Below are 19,774 nucleotides of genomic sequence, written 5' to 3'. Positions count from 1 at the left end.
CGGGAGAAGCTATCGGCGCCGTCTATGCGCTTCGCGAGGACGGGCTGTGGACTGACTGTGAGACCCCGCGGCGGACCGCCCACAGGGCCGCCCCGATCACGCACGCGTCGGCTCCCAGCCGGGCAGAGTCCACCCGCACGGGCCTGTTCCGGTCCCCCATCGCCTCGGCCAGGGAGGCGCGCAGGGGCGCCAAGAGAAGCTCCCCGGCCTGCCCGACGCCGCCGCCGATGACGACGGAGTCCGCGTCGAGAAGGCTGACGGCCCCGGCCAGCGTCCTTCCGAGCACGGCGCCGCCCTCGTCGAAGACCCTGCGCGCCCGCTCGTCGCCCGACTCGGCGAGGCTCTGGACCTCCACGAGAGGACGCCCGGCTCCTGTGAGTCGGCGGTAGGCGGCCTCCAGCGCCGGTCCCGACGCCATCGCCTCGAGGTGTCCGGACGCGCCGCACGAGCAACGCGGCCCGCGCGGGTCCGCCAGGACGTGCCCGACGGAGGCGAAGGACCCCCGCGGCCCGGCCACCAGGTGGCCGCCGTGGACGAAGCCCGCGCCGATGCCGGTCCCGACCGCCACCACGAGGACGTCCTCCCCGTCGCGCCCGGCACCCAGCTCGGCCTCCCCCATGGCGGTGGCGTGGCCGTCGTTGAGGACCCGCACGGGCAGGCGCAGCCTCCGCCTGAGGTCCCCTGCGACATCGGTGCCCGCCCATCCGGGCAGGAGGTCCGTGGCCGAGGAGATGACGCCCCGGGGATCCACCGTCCCGGCGGTGCCGACCCCGCACACCGTGACGCTCGCGTCGGCCTCGGCCAGGGCGACATGGGCCGCTCCGGCCGCGGCGTCGACCACTGCGGCGGGCCCTCGGTCAGCCGGCGTGGCCGCCCGCGCGCGAGACAGGATCGCGCCCGTGCCGGTCTCGACCACAGCGGCGAGGATCTTGGTCCCGCCGATGTCGATTCCCAGCGCGACGCGACCGCTCATGCCGACTCCCCCTCCGGCAGGGCGAGCGCTTCGCAGAACCACCGCGTGATCGACAGGGGATGGGTGATCGCCGTCCCCACGCACACGGCCATGGCGCCGCGGTGGAGCGACTCGACGGCTTCCAGGGGCGTGCGTATCCGGCCCTCGACGACCACCGGCACGTCCGTCGCGGACGTGATCGCCTCGATCAGGTCCAGGTCCGGGCCGGGCGACGCCGGCCTCTCACCGGTGTAGCCGGCCAGCGCCGTGGAGAGCAGGTCGGCGCCGGCCTCCGCGGCGGCGACGGCGTCCGCGAGGGACCCGCAGTCCGCCATGACCGGCGTCCCGGCCTGCTCCCTGACCGCGGCGATCGTCTCCGCCAGATCGAGCCCGTCGGGACGCGGCCGGCGCGTCCCGTCCAGCGCGACGATGTCGGCGCCGGCTTGGGCGACGGCAAGGGCGTGCTTGAGCGTCGGGGTGATGAAGACCCCCTCGGCTCCGACCTTCCACAGGCCGATGACGGGGACGTCCACCACGGCCGTGGTCGCGCGGATGTCCTCGATCCCCTGGATCCTCACGGCGCTGGCTCCTCCCCTCACGACTGAGGCCGCGACCTGGGCCATCGTGCGCGGGTCTCTCATCGGCTCACCGGGATAGGCCTGGCAGGAGACGATGAGGCGCCCGCGCAGCGCCCTGTCCATGTCCTCCCCCAGCGCCATCAGTGCGTCCCGGCTTCTGCGGGAGCGGAGGGGGCGGACGCGACCTCGGCGACGTCGACCACGCGTCCCGTGCGCACCGCCTCCTCGATGGCCACGACGACCTTGACGGCCGAGGCGGCCTCCCGCATCGAGACGGGAGGAGCCTGGCGCGTCAGACAGGCCGACACGAAGGACTCGATCTCGACGGCGAGGGCGCCCTGGGCCATGCCGTAGAGGGGGGCGCCCGCGGTCATCGGCAGGGCGAATCCGCCGCTCGCCACCTCCATGCCGGCGTCGAAGGACGTCACGGCCACGACGCCGGCAGAGCCGACCAGCCGGAGCTGCGCGTCGAGTTCGGTGGGGTAGTCCCCGGGCAGATTCCACGCCGACTCCATCTGGACGACGGCTCCGCCCTCGAGCCGCAGCGTCGCCAGGACCGCCTGGGACTGGGAGCCGGTGCGTTCCAGCGCGCCGCTCGCCATGGCCTGGGCGGAGACGACCCTTTGCCCGGTGATCCACTGCAGTGCGTCGATGTCGTGGATGCCGAGGAAGAAGGCGACCGACGTCCGCCCGCCGGCGCGGTCGGCGACGGAGGTGAGGTTGTCGCGGCGCAGGTATCCGTGGGCGACCTCGCCGACGCCACCCGAGGCGACCAGCGCGCGGGCGCGGTGGTAGCGCGGTTCGAAGCGAAGCGTCTGACCGGGCATGACGACGCAGGAGGACGCCTCGGCGGCGAGGACGAGCGCGTCGGCCTCGGCCGGATCGGTGGCGATGGGCTTCTCGCACAGCAGGTCCACGCCCGCGCCGATCAGCCGAATCGCGTCGGCATGGTGGAGCTGGTCCGGCGTGCACAGGGACACGGCGTCGACCCCTCCGGCATCCAGGAGCTCCTCGACGGAGGAGAACCCGCGCGCCCCCGTGCGTTCCGCGATCTCGGCGACCGCCTCCGGCCGGGGGTCGACCACGGCCACGAGGTCGGCGCGGGCGCTGGCGGCGTAGACGTCGACGTGCTCCCGCCCGATGGCTCCGAGCCCGACGACGGCGACCCTGAGCGGGCCTGCGGATGTGGGGGTGTTCATTTGATGCCTCCATAGGAGAGTCCCCGCGCCATGTAGTCGCGGGCGAGGACGGCGAACAGGATGATCGGCAGCGTCCCGATGACGCCGGCCGCGGTGAGCGTCGACCAGTTGGTGCCGACGAAGGTGAAGAACGACGCCACGCGCACGGGCGCCGTCTGGTAGTCCCCTCCGGTGAGGACCAGGGCGTAGAGGTACTCGTTCCACGACTGGATGAGCGCGAGGATGAAGGTCGCGAACATGGATCCGACAAGGTTGGGGGCGATGCACTGCGCGAGGGTGCGCCACTCCCCCGCTCCGTCGACGAGGGCGGCCTCGCGCACGTCACGCGGGAAGGACTCGAGGAAGGAGCGCAGGATGAGGAACGCCAGGAGCACCGCGTAGTAGCTGTGCACGAGGGTGATGCCCACAGGTCCCCGCCCGATTCCCAGGGTGTTGAACACCCTGAACAGGGGGGTCAGTCCGAGGACTGGCGGGACGGTGGTGAGCAGCAGCACGAAGAGGGTGACGTGGCGGGCCGCGCGCGCCCCGGTGGGCAGGACCTGGGTGACCCAATAGGCCAGCGGGAGCCCGCAGACGATCCCGATGACGCTGGAGGCGACGGCGACGATCGCGCTGGCGGCCATCGCCTTGCCCATGTACCCGTCGTTCCAGGCGTCGAGGTAGTTGCCCCATTGCGGGGTGAAGAACCACACGGGGGTCTCGGAGAAGGCGTCGACGTCGGACTTCAGCGAGGTCGACACCAGCCACAGGATCGGCGCGAGGCACCAGGCGAGGAACACGTAGATGAGCGCGACGCGCGCGAGCCGGCCGGGCCGGGAGCCATGGGAGGACATCACGAGGCCTCCTTCCCCAGCCCGAGCATCCGGCGTGCGGCCGGGAAGATGACGACAACGAGTGCCACGGAGGTGAGCAGGGCCAGGGCGGTGGAGTACCCGATGTCGAAGACCTGGAACCCCGTGCGGTACACGTAGTTCGAGATGGCCATGGTCGACGTCCCCGGGCCGCCGCGGGTCATGGTCTGGATCAGGGCGAAGGTCTTCGCGGCGTCGATCGTTCTCAGCAGCATCGCGATCGCGATGACGGGCCTGAGCATCGGCAGCGTCATGTGGCGCAGCATCGTCCATCCCGCGGCCCCGTCGAGCGAGGCCGCCTCGAAGGGCGCGGGATCGAGCGACTCGAGTCCGGCGAGCACGATGATGATGACGTAGGGCGTGTTCTGCCAGATGTCGACGAGGATGACGGCGGGCAGGGCCGTGCGCGGGTCGGAGAGGAAGGCGTGGTCCCCGCCCAGGCCGAGGCCCGCGAGGATCCAGTTGAGCGTCCCGGAGGTGGGGTCCATGAGGAGACGCCAGGTGAGCGCGGCGACGACCGGGGTGAGGACCATCGGGATGAGCATGAGCGCGCGCACGATCCCCTTGCCGGGGAACCGGCGCCGCATGAGCAGGGCGATACCCACGCCGACCACCATCTCGACGGCCACCGCGGCCACGACATAGACGAGGGTGACGAGGATCGACTGGCGCAGGGTGGCGTCGGAGAAGGCGCGGACGTAGTTGTCCAGCCCGACGAACGTGTCCGCGGAACCGGTGACGTTCAGGCGCTCGCCGTGGACCGACATCCATACGCCGAGTCCCGCGATGACGAGGAGGAAGGGCGCGATGACCACGGCCGCGGGGATGAGCAGGGTGAGCCCCCGCGTCCGGGCGCGGCGCCGGTTCCGGGCGGGGCCCGTGGCCGGGTCGGCGACCCGGCCACGGGCGGCGCTCACGATTCGTGAGGACATCGCGTCAGCCGTTCGCCGAGATGTTCTGGGCGGCGGTGGACAGCGCGTCCTGGGCGGAGCTCTGTCCGGAGAGCACCTCGGACAAGGCCTGGCCGACGTTCTCGATGATGGTGTTCGCGTCGTCTCCGGTGGGCAGGTAGTCGACGTTCCCGGTTGTGAGCTGCGACATGACGGCGTCCTGGAAGGCGCCGTACTTCTCCTTGTAGGCGTCCCCGGTGAGGACGTCGGCGTTCGTGACGCCCACGGCCTCCACGGTGTCCACGGCGTTCTCCTGGACGGCCTGGGAGGTCGCCCAGGACATGAACTTCCACGCGGCGTTCTTGTGGGCGCTCTTCGCGTTCATGTACAGCGCGTGGACGTTGAGGGAGTTGTCCGTGTTGTCGCCCGGTGTCACGCCCTCCGCGTAGGGGATCGGGGCGTAGCCGACCTTGCCGGCCACGGTCGAGGAGGACGAGTCCTCGTTGTAGGGCCCGTTGGCCGTCGCGTCGATGGTCATCGCCACCTTGCCCTGCGTGAAGGCGATGCGGTTCTGCTCCCAGTCGAAGTTCCCGACGCCGGCCGGACCGTAGTCCGTCAGCAGGTCGGCCCAGTACTGAGTGGCCTCCACCGCGGCGTCGGAGTCGATGGCGAGGTTCCCGTCGGCGTCGTAGAAGCTGCCGCCGAAGCTGCGCAGGATGCCGGCCCACGGGTAGACGGCGTGGATGCCCGCCATGCCCCTCATGGAGATGCCGGCGACCTCGCCCCCGGACTTCTCGGAGATCGTCTTCGCGTCGGCCATGAGCTCGTCCGTCGTGGTGGGGGCGCCGTCGATGCCGTACTCCTCGAAGAGGTCGGTGCGGTACATCAGCCAGGTGGACTCGCCGTAGACGGGCAGCCCGAAGACCGCGTCGCCCTCGGTCATCGGGGTGAGATAGGGCTCGTAGAAGTCGTCGAGCGTGCCGAACTGGGTGTCGGAGGAGGCGTAGGAGCTGAGGTCCTCGACGTAGCCGGAGGAGAAGTAGCCCGGCCCGTAGGTGTTGTCGTTGAAGACGACGTCGTAGGTGCTGGAGCCTTGGGCGAACTCCTGGAGGATGCGCGAGGACTGATCGGCGTAGGGGACGGTCTCGAGGTTGACCGTGATGCCTGTCTGCTGTTCGAAGTCGGACAGCAGGGACTTGATGTTGTCGGTGTAGGAGATCTCCTCCATGAGCACCGTGATGGTGTCGCCGGACCCGGAGGATCCGCCCGACGACGAGGCGTCGTCGGACCCGGAGCCGCAGCCGGTGACGGCCAACGCGACGACGGCGCAGGAGGCGAGGGCACAGCCCGCGCGCGTCGTGCGCCTGCGGGGAATGGAATTCATGGCACGAACCTCTCTGATGGCTGGATAGGGATGGGAAGCGGTGTGTGACTGTGCGCAACGAAGGACTGCCGTCGGCGCCGTCGCCGCGGAGATCCCCCCAGGGAGGTTTTATCTCCCTAGGGTGATTGGCACCGTCAGGATACCTCTCCCCGCACTCCCGCGAGGGCAGATCGCAGCGAGACCCGATCCCGATCGGATCCCGCCCGACCGGCCGCCCGCCGGAAGCAAGCGACGCCGGGCCGACGAGCTTGACAGTCCGTCGACGATTTCCCTATGGGATCACTACTTCCCTAGGGTATCGACGTCATGATCATAAGGCGATCGCCATCACGCCACAATATTGCGGTCACATCTTGGTCAAGCTTGATCAAAGCTCTAGAAAGGTCCTCGAGATGCGACCGGGAGGCTGGCTTGCGCCTCTGTTCCATCTCCCGCGGCACGCCCTCTCAACCGCATTGAGGAACTACTCTTCACCCTAGAGAAGCAGTGGGACTCTGACGCATGACGACCGGGAGGATCTTCGGTGAAGAAGTACGACCTCATCGCGAAGGACCTGTCCGCGCTCATCGCGACGAAGAACCCGGGCGACCGCATCCCCAGCGAACAGGAGCTCGTCGCGCAGTACGCGGTCTCGGCGATGACGATCAGGCGGGCCCTCCAGGTGCTCCTGTCCGCAGGGCGTATCGAGGGCATCCCCGGCAAGGGCACGTTCGTGCGCACCCCCACCGTCATGCGCTCCCTGTCGTCGAACTCCTTCACCGAGGCCATGCGCGCAGCCGGCAAGACGGCGTCCAGCAGGCTCGTGAGCGCGTCGATCACCGCCGCCACGGACCGCGAGCGCGAGGCGCTGGGACTCGCCGAGGACGGCTACGTGATCCGCATCGAGCGCGTCCGGCTGGGCGACGACGTCCCCCTGTGCCACGAGATCGCCTCCCTGCCGGCCGAGAGGTTCCCCGGCCTGCTCGGCCAGGATCTGGAGGGCTCGCTCTACGCCCTCCTGCGCCAGCGGTACTCCACGGTGGTCGCCCGTTCCCGTTTCGAGGTGGAGGCCACGCTGCCCGGCGCCGAGGCCGCCGCGCACCTGTCGATCGCCCGGCAGACCCCCTGCCTGCGCACCCTCAACGACTCGTGGGACGAGGACGGCGCCCCGGTCGAGCACACGATCTCCTTGTACCGCGGGGACTCCTACCACCTCGTCCTCGAGAGCGGCCGCCAACCCGCGTCCGGCTCCTGACCCGGCCGCGCCCGCCGGCGCCCGGCCCGCACGCCGTGCCACCATGTCCCCATGGACACTCGATTGCTGGAGTACTTCGTCTCCGTCGCGACCGAGGAGGGCGTCCTCCGGGCCGCCGACGAGCTCTCGACCGCGCAGTCCACGGTGTCTTCCGGCATCCACCGACTCGAACGCGAGCTGGGAACCGCTCTGTTCGCCAAGGTCGGGCGCCGCCTCCAACTCACCGAGGCCGGGGAACAACTCCTGCCCACGGCCCGGCGAATCCTCGACGGGGTCTCTGCGATGGGCGCCTATGGGCTGGCGGAGGGACAGGGATTGAGGGGGAGGGTCCGGCTCGGCATCTTCCCCGGCATGGAGAGCGATTGCGGCTTGCCCGAAGCCCTGGCCGGATTCGCGGTCGACAACCCGGGGGTCGAGGTCCGCACCTACGCCCCCATGCGCGGCTCCACCGGAGCCGCGCAGGACGTCAGGCGCGGCCGCCTGGATGTCGCGTTCTGCGCGCTTCCCGACGATCTCCTCCATGTGGAGTCCATCGAACTGGCGGACTTCCCCTACCGCGCGTTCCTCCCCTCCGGGCACCGCCTGGCAGGCGTCAAGGCGGTGGACCTCCGCGACCTTTCGGCCGAGCGCTGGGTCGACGTGCTGCCGGGCTATGGCAACCGGAAGCAGCTGGACGCGTTCCTTCAGAATCAGGGCATCCCCCGGCGGGTGACCACGGAAGTCGCCACCCTCCCCTCCGTCGCGTCCTACGTCGCCGTCGGATTGGGCATCGCCGTCATCCCCGATGTCGTGGCGAGAGGCGGTTGCCTCGTCCGCGCTGTCGAACAGGACCTCCCCCCATGGACGGTGTCCCTGGTGGTCCGCGAGGGCGGGATGGAGCAGCCCCAGGTGCGCAGCCTGGTCGAGCGACTCACCTCCGGGCTCTGGAGGCCCCGGCTGGCGGGGGTCGATTCACCCCCGCCGAACACACCCTTCAGCTCCAGCGGATTGTTGTGACGTACCCCTCGCTTCTACCGTGTCATGAGCGAGCAATCGAGAGCGAGGAGAATCCCGTGTCAGACCGTGCCAATGAAGCCGAGCTCGTCGGGACACGCGAGCATATGAGACCCACGACGTTCCCCCACCTCGCGGTGACCGCCGGGTTGGGCGTCGTTTTCCTGGTCGCCCTGTACTCGATCGCCGGGGCCCATCAGATCCACGACTTCGGGGCGGTCTGGGCGCTCCTGCTGTCGGCGCTGGCGTTCCTCCTGTCCCTCCTGGTGACGCCCCGCAATTTCACCGTCGGGTTCCTCACCTCGCTGCTGCCGCTCCTCCTCGTCTGGCGCATCGCCGCCATGGCGGGCGGGAAGTCCGTGCCCGACGTGGATGGCGGCGTCGACTGGACGATCACCGGTCCGCGTCCCTGGGCCCTCATGGTCGTCTGCGGAGCCGTCACGATCCTCTACATCATCGAGTTCGCCCAGACCTGGCGCAACGACGTCTCCCACCGCGGTGCCGGCCGATGGTTGGCGAACCTCGTGTGGGGCGCGACGCTGATCCGGATCTGGTTCGGATTCAACGAGATCGGCCACGCGAGTGAGAAGATCTTCGCCGGCCACGACTCGTGGGCCTACATGGCGAACCAGGTGTTCGGTCCGATGGGGGACAAGGCCGTGGCGCCGTTCAGCCTGCTCGGGTCCGCTCCCGGCCTCTTCGTCGTGCTGGCCGGGATCATCGAGCTCGCATTCGGCCTGGGCATCGGATTCGGATTCATGACGCGGCTGGCCGGTGTCGGTGGGATCCTCTACCTCCTGATCGCCACGCTGTTCTACGGCGGCGAGTGGCTCAACGGCTATGGATGGGCCGGAGGCGGCTGGGAGTATCCGATGCTCCTCATCGTGTTCCTGACCTCCTTCGTTCTCACGGGCCCGGGCCCCTTCTCGATCGACCTCGATCTGAGGTCGAGGAACGCCCTGCCGTCGTGGATGCGTCCGCTGAGCATTCCGAAGAGCACGGACACGGCCTACTCGGGCACCGTGACCAGGTAGCGCACCGCAGACACCCGGCCGGTTCCCGGCCCCATCGCGCAAGGACGCAGCTGGACGCCTCGCACAGACTCAGTTCCTGTGAGATACTCACTTCTTGTGAGTTCAACATCGCGTCCGACCTCGTCCCCGCACGCCGGCCAGCCCGGCTCCCCCACCGCCTGCGACGCCTTCGTGGCGGCCATGGACATCGTGGGGCGGCGCTGGAACGGCCGCGTCGTCCAGGCGATGGGCGCCGGCTGCCGCGGATTCTCAGAGATCGCCCGATACGTCGAGGGGCTCTCCGACCAGGTCCTGGCCCGACGCCTGAGAGAGCTGGAGAGCGCCGGGCTGATCACTCGCGCCGTCCTCGACGGGCGCCCCCCGGCCGTGCGCTACGCGCTCACCGCGCAGGGGCGCGCCCTTCTGCCGATCCTCGACGCGCTCACCGAGTGGGGTCATCAGCTGCTCGACCAGAAGGACCGTTCTCCCTCCGCCGCCCCCGCCCCACTCGCTCACACACCGGCACGACGGACGGAGCAGCACAGATGATCGAGATCGGGATCCTCACCTTCGGCGAGGTCACCACGGACCCCGCCACCGGACGGGCGGCCGACCCCCACCGCCGTATCCTCGACACCCTGGAGCAGGCCCGCGTCGCCGACCAGGCCGGGCTGGACGTCTTCGGGATCGGCGAGCACCACCGCGGTGACTTCGTCGCCTCCTCGCCGCAGACGCTGCTCGCCGCCGCGGCCGCCGCGACGACGCGCATCCGGCTCACCAGCGCCGCCACTGTCCTCTCCAGCGATGACCCCGTACGGGTCTACGAGCAGTTCTCCACCCTCGACCACATCTCCGAGGGACGTGCCGAGATCATGGCTGGACGCGGCTCCTACACGGAGTCCTTCCCGCTGTTCGGGTACTCCCTCGACGATTACGAGGTCCTCTTCGAGGAAAAGCTGGACCTCCTGCTGCGCCTCCGCTCCGAGAACCCGATCACATGGTCAGGATCCACCCGCCCCCCGCTGGAGAACGCGGAGATCTCCCCGCGGGCCCTTCAGGACCCGCTGCCCGTGTGGCGGGCGGCGGGCGGCTCCCCGGCCTCGGCGGTGCGGGCCGGGCGATCCGGGATCCCGATGATCATCGGCTTCCTCATGGGCCCCCTGAGAGCGCACGAGGCGATGACGGCCTATTACCGCGCGGCCGCCGAGCAGGCGGGGATCCCGGCCCCCCTCCTGCGCGTGGGGGCCTCGGTCCATGGATTCGTCGGGCGCACCAGCCAGGAGGCGCGGGAGACGATGTACCCGTACTTCTCGCGCGGCATGCGCGAGAACAACCACCAGCGCGGCGTCGGCTTCGACATCCCCCACGCCACCTTCGACGCCCAGGCGGGGCCCGGCGGCATGCCCGTGGTCGGCTCCCCCCAGGAGGTCGTCGACAAGACAATGGCCTACCACCGGGTCTACGGGATCGACCGCATCCTCTTCCAGATGGGCTTTGGCGGGGTGCCCCAGCGCGATCACCTTGAAGCCATCGAGCTGCTGGCCACCGAGGTCGCCCCCGTGCTGCGCCGCGAGCTCGGCGGCGCCCCGGCGGCGCCCGGCCACGGGGGCGAGAACCGTTGAGCCCGACATCACTGCGGGTCGTCCTGCTCAACGGGTCGCCCTCTCAGGACTCGAAGTCGGCGGCGCTGGGTCAGGCCGTGGTCGACGACGTCTCCGAGCGCTGGCCGATCGTCCTCACCCGCGTCGACGTCTACCGGATCGGGACCGACCTCACGTCGGCGAGGACCCGCGACGAGGCCGGCGCCGGGGCCCTGCGTGCGCTGGAGGCGGTCGAGGCCGCCGACCTGCTGATCGTGGCGACCCCGGTGTTCCGCGGCTCCTATCCCGGGATCTTCAAGCACTTCGCCGACCTGCTCGACCAGTACGGCGTGGCCGGCACACCGACGCTGCTGACGGCCACGGGCGGGTCGGAGCGGCACTGTCTGGTCATCGACCACGAATTGCGCCCGCTCTTCGCCTTCCTCCAAGCCTTCGTGGCGCCTTCGGGCATCTACCTGTCCTCGGACGCCTTCGACGGCACGACGATCCTCGATCCCCATGCCCGCACGCGCATCCACGTGGCTGTCGACGACCTCGTCCCCCTCCTGGAGCGCCGGCTCCGGGCGTGAGGGAGAGGGCCAGCCGCTCAGCAGATCCGGTAGGTCCATCCATAGGGGTCCTCGACGCGGCCCATCTGGATGTCGACCAGGTCCTGGTAGGCCTTCGAGGTGACGGGCCCCACCGGGATCGTCACCTCGAAGCCGTCGCCGGCCAGGCGGCCGATGGGGGTGACCACGGCCGCGGTCCCGCAGGCGAAGATCTCGGAGACAGCGCCCGACTCGACGCCGGAGACGACCTCGGAGAGCGCGATCCGCTCCTCACGCACCTCCGTCCCCTGCTCGCGCAGCATCCGCAGCAGCGCCGACCTCGTCCCCCCTCCAGGATCACCCCGGTCAGGGACGGCGTGCGGACCGTGCCGTCGGCCATGACGATGAACATGTTCATGCCGCCGAGCTCCTCGAGGTACTTCTCCTCGTAGGTGTCCAGGAAGCAGACCTGGGAGAAACCGCGCCCGGCGGCCTCCTGCTGGGGCAGCAGGGAGGCGGCGTAGTTCCCGCCGGCCTTGGCGGAACCGGTCCCGCCGGGGCCCGCGCGGTGGTAGCCCTTGGCCACCCAGATGGACACGGGCTGGAAGCCGCCCGTGAAGTAGGGACCCGACGGGGAGCCGATGACGTAGTAGTCGATCTGGTGGGCCGGGTGAACGCCCAGGAACTGCTCGGAGGCGAACATGAAGGGCCGGAGGTACAGCGACGAGCCCTCCCTGCCCGGGACCCACCGCTCGTCGGCGCGCACGTAGTCGACCAGCGACGCGATGAAGTCCTCGCGCTCGACCTGGGGCAGGGCGAGCCGCTGCGCGGAGTGGTTGATGCGCGCCGCGTTGTACCCGGGTCGGAAGGTCCACACCGATCCGTCGGCATGGCGATAGGCCTTGATCCCCTCGAACACGGACTGCGAGTAGTGGAGGACGGCCGCGCCCGGCGTGAGCTCGAGCGGCCCGAAGGGGATGACCCCGCGGTCATGCCAGCCCTGGTCGGGCGTCCAGCGCATGTGCGCCATGTGGTCCGTGAAGTCCTTGCCGAAATCGAGGGCGTCCATGATGCGCCCGTGCTCGGCCTCGTCTGCGGGACGGGGGTTCGGGGTCAGAGGGAAACGTCCGGCTACGGCGTCGGCCCCCGGGATGACCTGATCGGCGAGCGTCTCAAGCGCGGTCGGGACATGTGTCTGGGGTGCCATGGGATTCCTCCTCGGTGAGCGGTGACGCACTCAGCGTAGCGAGGGGCAGGCGCCCCACGGCGCGGCGACCGTCATGTGGCCGGGGGCGGACGGGACTCTCGGAAGCCGGGTGGGGCCCCGACCCCCGTCAGGCGTCGGTCCGGCTCAGAGCGGCGTCGAGACCCCGCCTTGTTCGCACACGTCGGACCTCACGGGCACGCCCCTGCCCCGTCGCCCAGGGACAGGGACACCCCATGCGCGTGGACGTCCGTCTGGCAGGAGACGATCTCACCTACCGAAGCCTGGTCGAGAACCGACAGGTTGGCCCGAAGCACACAGGCCGGCAGGCGCCGCGTCGCCGCCCGGGCGCGACGGGGACCGCGGTCGCCCTCCCGCTCGCCGGCCAGCGTCAGAGCGGTGGCCGCGAGCGCCGAGAGGCCCGCAGTGCCCACCGAGCCGCGCAGGCGGACCCGGGGGGCTCGAGCCCGACGGGCCTCCTCCCGGCGGCGTCGCACCGCTTCCAGGCAGGCCGCCTCGATGTCGACGAGGACGTCGCGGTCGACGACCCCCAGAGAGGTCCGAGGGCCGAGGCGGCCGTCGACCACGACGGTGCCGACGCGCCCGCTCATCGGAAGCTCGCGTCCACTGCCCGGTCGACCAGGTCGTCATCGACGAGGGCGGGCTCTGTGATGTGGGCCTGGCCGGCGTACACGCCGTTGAAGTCGCGGACGACCTCCATGGCATGGGGGTTGCGGGCCCAGGAGCGCCGGGCGACCCCGCCCATGACGTCCCACAGCAGGGAGGAGCGGATGATCCCGTCGACGCGCTCGGATCCGTCAAGGACCAGGCCGAATCCGCCGTTGATCGCCCGCCCGATACCGACTCCCCCGCCGTTGTGCAGGGCGACGAGGCTCATGCCCCTCGCGGCGTTCCCGGCGAAGCACTGGACGGCCATGTCGGCCATGACATTGGATCCGTCCCGGATGTTCGCCGTCTCCCGGAAGGGGGAATCCGTGCCGGACACGTCATGGTGATCGCGTCCGATCATGACGGGGCCGACGAGACCGCGGCGGACCATGTCGTTGAACCTCAGGGCGATGCGCACGCGTCCCTCCATGTCCTGGTACAGGATCCGGGCCTTCGTCCCCACGACCAGATGGGCGTCCTCGGCGTTGCGGATCCAGTTCCAGTTGTCGCGGTCCTGGGAGCGCCGAGTCGGATCGATGCAGTCGAGGGCCGCGCGGTCCGTGGAGCGCAGGTCTTCCTCGCGTCCGGTCAGGCACACCCATCGGAAGGGGCCGTAGCCGTAGTCGAAGAGGTGGGGCCCCATGATGTCCTCGACGTAGGAGGGCAGGGTGAAGCCGTCCTTGTCGTCGAGCCCGTTGCGGGACAGCTCCGTGATGCCCGCGTCGAAGCATGCCTTGAGGAAGGAGTTGCCGTAGTCGAAGAAGTAGGTGCCCCTCTCGTGAAGGGTCGCGATGAGGTCGTAGTGGACGCGCAATCCAGCGTCGACGAGTTTGGCGAGCAGACTCGGATCCTCGGCCAGCAGCCGCGTCCTCTCCTCGAAGTCCACGCCCGCCGGGCAGTACCCGCCCGAGTGGGCCTCGTGGCAGGAGGTCTGGTCGGAGAGCAGGTCGATGCGGATCGAACGGTCGACGGCGACGCGCAGCAGATCGACGACGTTCCCGTGATACGCGATGGAGTGGGCCCTGCCGGCGTCCTGGGCCAGGCGCGCCCGACGGAACGCCTCCTCGGGGGCGTCCACCTGTTCGTCGACCCACCCCTGGTCCAGGCGCGTCCGGATCCGGCTCGCGTCGACCTCGGCGATGATGGAGACGCCGCCGGCCAGCGTCATGGCCTTGGGCTGGGCGCCGCTCATCCCTCCCAGTCCCGAGGAGACGAACAGCAGTCCGGCAAGCGTCGCGTCCTCGGCGACTCCGAGCGAGCGGCGCGCCGCGTTGAGGAGCGTGTTGTAGGTGCCGTGGACGATGCCCTGGGGGCCGATGTACATCCAGCCGCCGGCGGTCATCTGACCGTAGTTCGCCACGCCCATCTCCTCGGCGATCTCCCAGTCGTCGTGGTTGTCGAAGAGGCCGACCATCAGTCCGTTCGTGATGATGACCCGGGGGGCGTCGGGGCGTGAGGGGAAGAGGCCGACCGGATGCCCGGACTCGAGCACCAGCGTCTGTTCGCGCGTCATCAGCTGGAGATAGCGGGTGATCATGCGGTACTGGAGCCAGTCGTGGCACACGGACCCGGTCTCGCCATAGGTGACGAGCTCATAGGGATACAGGGCGACATCGGCGTCGAGGTTGTTGTCGATCATGACCTGGAAGGCGCGTCCCTCAAGGCAGGCGCCCTCATACTCGTCGACGGGTCGGCCCCGGAGCCGCCCGGCGGGACGGAACCGGTAGGCGTAGATCCGCCCGTAGGTCATGAGCTCGGTGAGGAACTCGGGGATAAGCGCTTCGTGGAGGGCGGGATCGACGTAGCGCAGCGCATTGCGCAGCGCCAGGGCCGTCTGGTCGCGCGTGAGGCGAAATCCCCGCGAGGGCGCGCGGCGCGCGTCCGGGTCGAACGCGGGGTACTCGGGCAGCTCAGCAATCGGGGCCACGCAGAAGGGTCCGTCGGTGGTGTGCATCCTATGTCTCCTTCAGTGCCATGTTCCGGAAGAGGATCCTCCGCCGGGAGTGTCTGCGACATCGAGGGCCGAGACCAGGGGGACCCCCGGCCGGTAGAAGATGTGCAGGTAGCTGGGCGCGTCGACGAGGGCGAGGTCGGCTGCGGCCCCGACCGTCAGGCGGCCGATGTCGTCGCGACGCAGGGAGCGCGCCGCCTCGACGGTGGCCCCCCGCAGCGCCTGCTCGGGTGTCATGCCCATGTGCCGCACAGCCAGGGCCATGGCCAGCGGCAGCGAGCTCGAGGCGTTGGTGCCGGGGTTGCAGTCGCTGGCCAGGGCCACGTGCACTCCCCGGTCGAGGAGCCGACGGGCATCCGGAAACGGCTGGCGCGTGGCGAACTCGACGAGGGGGAGGAGGGTGACCACGGGCCCGCCCTCGGGGGCGGCGTCGGCGAGCAGGTCGGCGTCGCTGTCGCGCAAGTGGGTCGCATGGTCGAGGCTCGCCGCGCCGAGTTCGACGGCGAGTTCCGCTCCGGGTCCCTCTCCGAGCTGGCAGCCGTGCACGCGGACCCCGAGACCGGCGTCCTTGGCGCGAGTGAGGACCAGCCGCGCCTCGTCCTCGCGCAGGGCGTGGGGCGAATGGGGCTCGCAGAAGACGTCGGCCCATCTCGCCAGCGGGGCGCAGACGCGCAGCATGTCCCCGGACACCAGTTCGATGTAGGCGTCGCGATGGCGACGGTACTCCACAGGGATGGCGTGTCCCCCGAGGAAGGTCGTCTCCGAGGTGAACGCTCCGGCGATTCTGAGCAGCCGGGTCTCGTTCGCCAGATCCAGTCCGTACCCGCTCTTGATCTCCACGGTGGTCGTGCCCTGGCGGCGCAGTTCCGCCATGGAGTGCCTCAGCCGGGTGCTCAGATGGGCGGTGGACGCGGCGCGGGTCGCCTCGACCGTCTCGAGGATGCCGCGGCCGTCGTAGGCGGCGCCGGCCATCCGCGCGACGAACTCCTGGGACCGGTCCCCGGCGAAAACCAGGTGGGTGTGGGCGTCTACCAAGCCGGGGATGACGGCGCGTCCGTCGACATCGAGGCGCCGGTCCGTGGCGGGGGCCCGCGTGGTCGGCCCGATCCAGGCGATGCGGCCGTCCTCGACGACGAGGGCCGCGTCGCGCAGGATCCCCAGATCGCCTCCGAAGCGCGCCGCGTCGTTGGTGGTGAGCTCCCCGATGCCGGTGATGGCGATGGTCCTCATCGGGTCCTCCTCAACTCGCGCCCGATCTCGTCAAGGTCGCGTCCGGGATCGACCGACACATGACGGCCGTCCTGCACGACCTCCCGGCCTGCGACCCACACGCGGTCGATGTCGGCAGCGGTGAGGAACAGCGGGATGCTCTCGAGGGGGACGCCGGCGAGGTGGGCGCCGGCCAGTCGCAGGGCGACGAGGTCGGCGGGCCTGCCTGGGGCGAGCGCGCCCGCCGGCGACCCGATGGAGGCGTGTCCTCGTTCTGTGAGCGCCCCCATGAGGCGTGCCACGGGGATCGCCTGCCGTACCCCGGTGCGCAGCCCCTCCCCGGCGACGACCCGCTGCGCCTCTGAGAAGGGGTCCGTCAGGATGTTCTCGTCGGAGCCGAGGCTGAGGCCGGTTCCCGCCTCGAGGAGGTCCCCCACTCGGGCCAGCCCGTCGCCGAGATCCGCCTCGGTGGAGGGGCACAGGCACACGGTGGCGCCCGCGGAGCCCAGCAGGCCCACATCCTCGTCGGTGAGGTGGGTCGCATGGACGGCGGTCGCGTTCGCCTCCCACACGCCGGCGTCCGCGAGGACGCGCACGGGGGTCGCTCCGCGGTGGCGCAGGCAGTCCTCGTTCTCACGCGGCTGCTCGGAGACGTGGACGTGCAAGGGACGCCCCCTCCGCCTTGCCCACTCGGCGACGTACGCGCAGGAAAGGGGATCGACCGCGCGCACCGAGTGGATGGCGGCGCCCACGCGGACGAGGGAGTGTCCGTCGAGCGAGGAGTCGAGCGCCTCGATCCGTTCGGCCCACCGTGCGGCCGTGCCGTCGGAGAACCGCCTCTGGGCGGACTCCACAGGCGCGTCGAAGCCGGAGGAGAGGTAGAGGGTGTCGAGGAGCGTCAGGCGGATCCCGACGTCTTCGGCTGCGTCGGCGAGCGCGCGCTCCATGGCGTGAGCGGGCTGGTACGGGGTCCCATCGGGCTGGTGATGGACGTAGTGGAACTCTCCGACAGCGGTGTAGCCGGCGCAGAGCATCTCGGCGAAGGCGGCCCGGGCGTAGACGCGATAGGTCTCCGGCGTCAGACGCGAGGCGATCCCGTACATCGTGTCCCGCCACGACCAGAACGCGCCTCCCGATCCGCCCAGGCCGCGCATCGTCCGGTGGAAGGTGTGCGAGTGGCAGTTCGCGGTCCCGGGCATCACGAGGGTGCTGTCCAGGCGTTCGTCGGCGGACGCGGCCTCGACACCGCACTCGATCCGGGCGATGACGTCGCCTCGGAGGGTGAGGCGCACGTCGTGCCGCATGCCGGTGTCCGTCCAGGCGAGGGGGCACCACAAGGAGACGTTCATCGGGCGCGCGTCCTCTCCTCCAGGGTCTCGACGAGGACGGCCGCGCCCGCGGTGCAGTCCGCGAGGGTGGCGTACTCCCGCGGAGTGTGGGAGAAGCCGGTGGCGTTGCGCACGAAGATCATGCCGCAGGGCACTCCGGCGTCCTGGAGGATGCCCGAGTCGTGTCCTGCGGCTGTGCCCTCGGCGGTGGCCGCGCCGAGGACTCGGGTCGAGGCCGCGCACAGACGCTCCCGGACGTCCTCGTCGAAGGACGTGGCGGGCGTGAGGGACTCGTTGAGCGGGGACCACTCGGCCAGGTCGGCGAGCGCGGCGTCCAGCGTCGCGGAGTCGCCGGCGCGCGCGTCGACCCATAGGCGCACGCGGGAGGGGATCACGTTGGTCGCCCCCGGTTCGATGCCGAGGCGCCCCACCGTGAGCCGCGCGCCGCGGGCGAGCGCGATCTCTCGGACGCGCAGAATGAGCGCGGCGGCAGCGACCAGGGCGTCGTCGCGGTCCCCCATCGGCGTGGTCCCGGCGTGGTTGGCCTCGCCGCCGATGTCGATGCGCCATCGCCCGTGGGGCCAGATGTGCGTGGCCACACCGACAGGGGCTCCCTTGTCGGCCAGGGCGCGTCCCTGCTCGACGTGGAGTTCGATGTGCGTGGCGATCGAGGCGAGGAGCTCCGGATCCGCCCCGTAGGCGGAGAGGTCCTGTCCGGCCTCCCGAAGGATCTCGCGGGCCTCTCGCCCCTCGGCATCCACGAGGCCGAGGGCGCGCTCCGCGTCGAGGACGCCGGTGAGGACCCGGGAGCCGACGCAGGCGATGCCGAAGCGGGCGCCCTCTTCGTCGGAGAAGTTCACGATGGCCAGAGGGCACGAGGGGGTGAGCCCGCGGCGTTGCAGGGAGGCGACGGCGGCCAGGGAGGAGATCACGCCGAGCGGGCCGTCGAAGGCTCCGCCGGAGGGGACGGAATCGAGATGGGATCCACAGGTCACGGCCGTGCGGGGTCCGTGGGGGCTGTCCCACCAGGCCCACTGGTTGCCTGCGCTGTCGGTGCCGACCCGCAGGCCGAGTGAACCGGCGCGGCGAGCGAACCAGTCGCGCAGGGCGAGGTCCTGGGCGGTCCAGGCGCTGCGCGTGTACCCGCGCGACGGGTCCTCTCCAGGCCCGCCGACGCCTTCGATCTCGGAGAACATCGCGCAGAGGTCGCCGGCGAGCGCGGGGTCGAGGGTCGTCTTCGGGGTTTGGCCCTGCCAGAAGCGTGGCACCGCTCCGGAGCCGCGGGGAGCGCCCATCACCGGGGCTCCCCGGAGACTGGGGCCGACGGGATCGGCAGGTCGGCCTCGAAACAGCAGGAGATCTGCACGCCCGCCTCCGCCAAGGCCGATCCGTAACGATCAGTTTTCTCGGCAGTCATCCGGTACCTGGGCACCACGAGGTTGAGGGCGGCGTTGACGGCGCCAGCACGTCGGATGGGAGCGGCGATCGCCGTGACGTCGTCTTCGACGCCTCCCTCAACCATCGTGAACTCGCCCAGCGGCACCTCCCCCAGCAGGACCTTGCCCACGGCGGACTCAGCCAGCGGGATCGTCCGGCCGACCCAATTGGCGTGGCGCACGGAGTGCGTCCCCTCGATGACATGGATGTAGAGGCCGAACTGCGCCGTTCCTTCGACGGCAAGATAGACGGACTCCCCGGTGCGGCTGACGATGTCGCGCATGTAGCGGGAGGCCACCCAGATGAGGTTGTCCTGGCTGAGGCTCGCCGCGCCCAGCTTCATGAGGAGGAAGCCGGGCCGATAGCCGCCCTCCCGGTCCCGGGCGACGTACTCGCTGGCCTCGAGCGCCTGGAGATGACGTTGCGCGGAGGAGATGGGGATCTCAGCGGCCCGGGCGCATTCGCTGAGCGACAGCCCCGGCGTGCGGCACACGAGCGTGAGGAGGTCGAGTGTGCGGTCGACCGGTCTGCGTGATCGTTGTTCCATGGCATGCCCCTACCTGTGCGATGTCAGTTCCGATAGTGCCGGGATGCTCGACCGGATCACGCGTCCACGGGTTCGCGCGACACGTCGGCGCTCTCCCAGACGCGGCTTCGGGCCGCCCGCCACCTTCCTCCCGGTTAATGGAAAGCTGATCCCATTCTATTATAAAGACCTGTCCGCATGGCGACCATCCGCGCGGCAGACGCAAGG

General features: G+C 70.4%; 18 protein-coding genes and 1 pseudogene. 6 read left to right on the top strand and 13 right to left on the bottom strand.

The window, feature by feature from the left end:
* Positions 1-22: 22 nt before the first annotated feature.
* Genes ACFQWG_RS01855 through ACFQWG_RS01830 form a run of 6 tightly spaced genes read right to left on the bottom strand, consistent with a single transcriptional unit; the run spans position 23 to position 5,854 of the window.
* The gene (locus tag ACFQWG_RS01855; protein ID WP_380971583.1) at positions 23-973 is read right to left on the bottom strand and encodes an ROK family protein; all 951 of its coding nucleotides are present in this window, start codon (positions 971-973) and stop codon (positions 23-25) included.
* On the bottom strand, positions 970-1,671 hold the full coding sequence (locus ACFQWG_RS01850) for an N-acetylmannosamine-6-phosphate 2-epimerase (RefSeq protein ID WP_380971581.1): 702 nt from the start codon (positions 1,669-1,671) through the stop codon (positions 970-972). Before ACFQWG_RS01850 ends, ACFQWG_RS01855 begins: the two co-directional genes overlap by 4 nt.
* Positions 1,671-2,729 (bottom strand): Gfo/Idh/MocA family protein, encoded by a 1,059-nt coding sequence (locus ACFQWG_RS01845; protein WP_380971579.1) that lies wholly within the window; start codon positions 2,727-2,729, stop codon positions 1,671-1,673. Before ACFQWG_RS01845 ends, ACFQWG_RS01850 begins: the two co-directional genes overlap by 1 nt.
* Positions 2,726-3,562 carry a carbohydrate ABC transporter permease gene (locus tag ACFQWG_RS01840; RefSeq protein ID WP_291495423.1) on the bottom strand — a complete coding sequence of 279 codons (837 nt, stop codon included), beginning with the start codon at positions 3,560-3,562 and terminating at the stop codon, positions 2,726-2,728. The genes ACFQWG_RS01845 and ACFQWG_RS01840 overlap by 4 nt, the downstream gene beginning before the upstream one ends.
* On the bottom strand, positions 3,562-4,512 hold the full coding sequence (locus tag ACFQWG_RS01835) for a carbohydrate ABC transporter permease (RefSeq protein ID WP_291495284.1): 951 nt from the start codon (positions 4,510-4,512) through the stop codon (positions 3,562-3,564). Before ACFQWG_RS01835 ends, ACFQWG_RS01840 begins: the two co-directional genes overlap by 1 nt.
* A gap of 4 nt (positions 4,513-4,516) precedes the next feature.
* The gene (locus tag ACFQWG_RS01830) at positions 4,517-5,854 is read right to left on the bottom strand and encodes an ABC transporter substrate-binding protein (protein ID WP_380971576.1); all 1,338 of its coding nucleotides are present in this window, start codon (positions 5,852-5,854) and stop codon (positions 4,517-4,519) included.
* Between the two features lie 523 nt (positions 5,855-6,377).
* Between ACFQWG_RS01830 and ACFQWG_RS01825 the strand changes: the two genes are divergently transcribed.
* The 6 genes from ACFQWG_RS01825 (at position 6,378) to ACFQWG_RS01800 (ending at position 11,264) form a co-directional block, all read left to right on the top strand.
* Positions 6,378-7,088: a GntR family transcriptional regulator gene (locus tag ACFQWG_RS01825; protein ID WP_380971574.1), complete on the top strand. Its 711-nt coding sequence runs from the start codon at positions 6,378-6,380 to the stop codon at positions 7,086-7,088.
* Positions 7,089-7,139: 51 nt separating this feature from the next.
* A complete protein-coding gene (locus ACFQWG_RS01820) occupies positions 7,140-8,084 on the top strand; it encodes a LysR family transcriptional regulator (protein WP_380971572.1) in 945 nt (314 codons plus the stop codon).
* Between the two features lie 56 nt (positions 8,085-8,140).
* A complete protein-coding gene (locus tag ACFQWG_RS01815; protein WP_380971570.1) occupies positions 8,141-9,115 on the top strand; it encodes a DoxX family protein in 975 nt (324 codons plus the stop codon).
* A 96-nt stretch (positions 9,116-9,211) separates the two neighbouring features.
* Complete coding sequence (locus ACFQWG_RS01810; protein WP_380971569.1) at positions 9,212-9,643, top strand: winged helix-turn-helix transcriptional regulator; 432 nt, start codon at positions 9,212-9,214, stop codon at positions 9,641-9,643.
* A complete protein-coding gene (locus tag ACFQWG_RS01805) occupies positions 9,640-10,716 on the top strand; it encodes an LLM class flavin-dependent oxidoreductase (protein WP_380971567.1) in 1,077 nt (358 codons plus the stop codon). Before ACFQWG_RS01810 ends, ACFQWG_RS01805 begins: the two co-directional genes overlap by 4 nt.
* Positions 10,713-11,264 (top strand): NAD(P)H-dependent oxidoreductase, encoded by a 552-nt coding sequence (locus ACFQWG_RS01800; RefSeq protein WP_380971565.1) that lies wholly within the window; start codon positions 10,713-10,715, stop codon positions 11,262-11,264. Before ACFQWG_RS01805 ends, ACFQWG_RS01800 begins: the two co-directional genes overlap by 4 nt.
* 17 nt (positions 11,265-11,281) lie before the next feature.
* Here the strand turns inward: ACFQWG_RS01800 and ACFQWG_RS01795 are convergent.
* From ACFQWG_RS01795 to ACFQWG_RS01765, 7 genes and pseudogenes are all read right to left on the bottom strand, one after another.
* A pseudogene (locus tag ACFQWG_RS01795) lies at positions 11,282-12,429 on the bottom strand (branched-chain amino acid aminotransferase).
* 188 nt (positions 12,430-12,617) lie between these two features.
* Positions 12,618-13,037, bottom strand: coding sequence for a hypothetical protein (locus tag ACFQWG_RS01790; protein WP_380971563.1), 420 nt, complete (start codon positions 13,035-13,037; stop codon positions 12,618-12,620).
* A complete protein-coding gene (locus ACFQWG_RS01785) occupies positions 13,034-15,049 on the bottom strand; it encodes a urocanate hydratase (RefSeq protein ID WP_380971561.1) in 2,016 nt (671 codons plus the stop codon). The genes ACFQWG_RS01790 and ACFQWG_RS01785 overlap by 4 nt, the downstream gene beginning before the upstream one ends.
* Positions 15,050-15,061: 12 nt before the next feature.
* Positions 15,062-16,276: an imidazolonepropionase gene (hutI, locus tag ACFQWG_RS01780; protein ID WP_380971559.1), complete on the bottom strand. Its 1,215-nt coding sequence runs from the start codon at positions 16,274-16,276 to the stop codon at positions 15,062-15,064.
* Positions 16,273-17,604 (bottom strand): formimidoylglutamate deiminase, encoded by a 1,332-nt coding sequence (locus ACFQWG_RS01775; RefSeq protein ID WP_380971557.1) that lies wholly within the window; start codon positions 17,602-17,604, stop codon positions 16,273-16,275. The genes hutI and ACFQWG_RS01775 overlap by 4 nt, the downstream gene beginning before the upstream one ends.
* Positions 17,601-18,878, bottom strand: coding sequence for an allantoate amidohydrolase (locus ACFQWG_RS01770; protein WP_380971555.1), 1,278 nt, complete (start codon positions 18,876-18,878; stop codon positions 17,601-17,603). The genes ACFQWG_RS01775 and ACFQWG_RS01770 overlap by 4 nt, the downstream gene beginning before the upstream one ends.
* Positions 18,878-19,567, bottom strand: a complete 690-nt coding sequence (locus tag ACFQWG_RS01765; RefSeq protein ID WP_380971553.1) for an IclR family transcriptional regulator — start codon at positions 19,565-19,567, stop codon at positions 18,878-18,880. The genes ACFQWG_RS01770 and ACFQWG_RS01765 overlap by 1 nt, the downstream gene beginning before the upstream one ends.
* Positions 19,568-19,774: the final 207 nt, after the last annotated feature.

The organism is Schaalia naturae, assembly GCF_042665795.1.
Classification (GTDB): domain Bacteria; phylum Actinomycetota; class Actinomycetes; order Actinomycetales; family Actinomycetaceae; genus Pauljensenia; species Pauljensenia naturae.
This window is presented reverse-complemented; position numbering and strand designations above follow the sequence as displayed.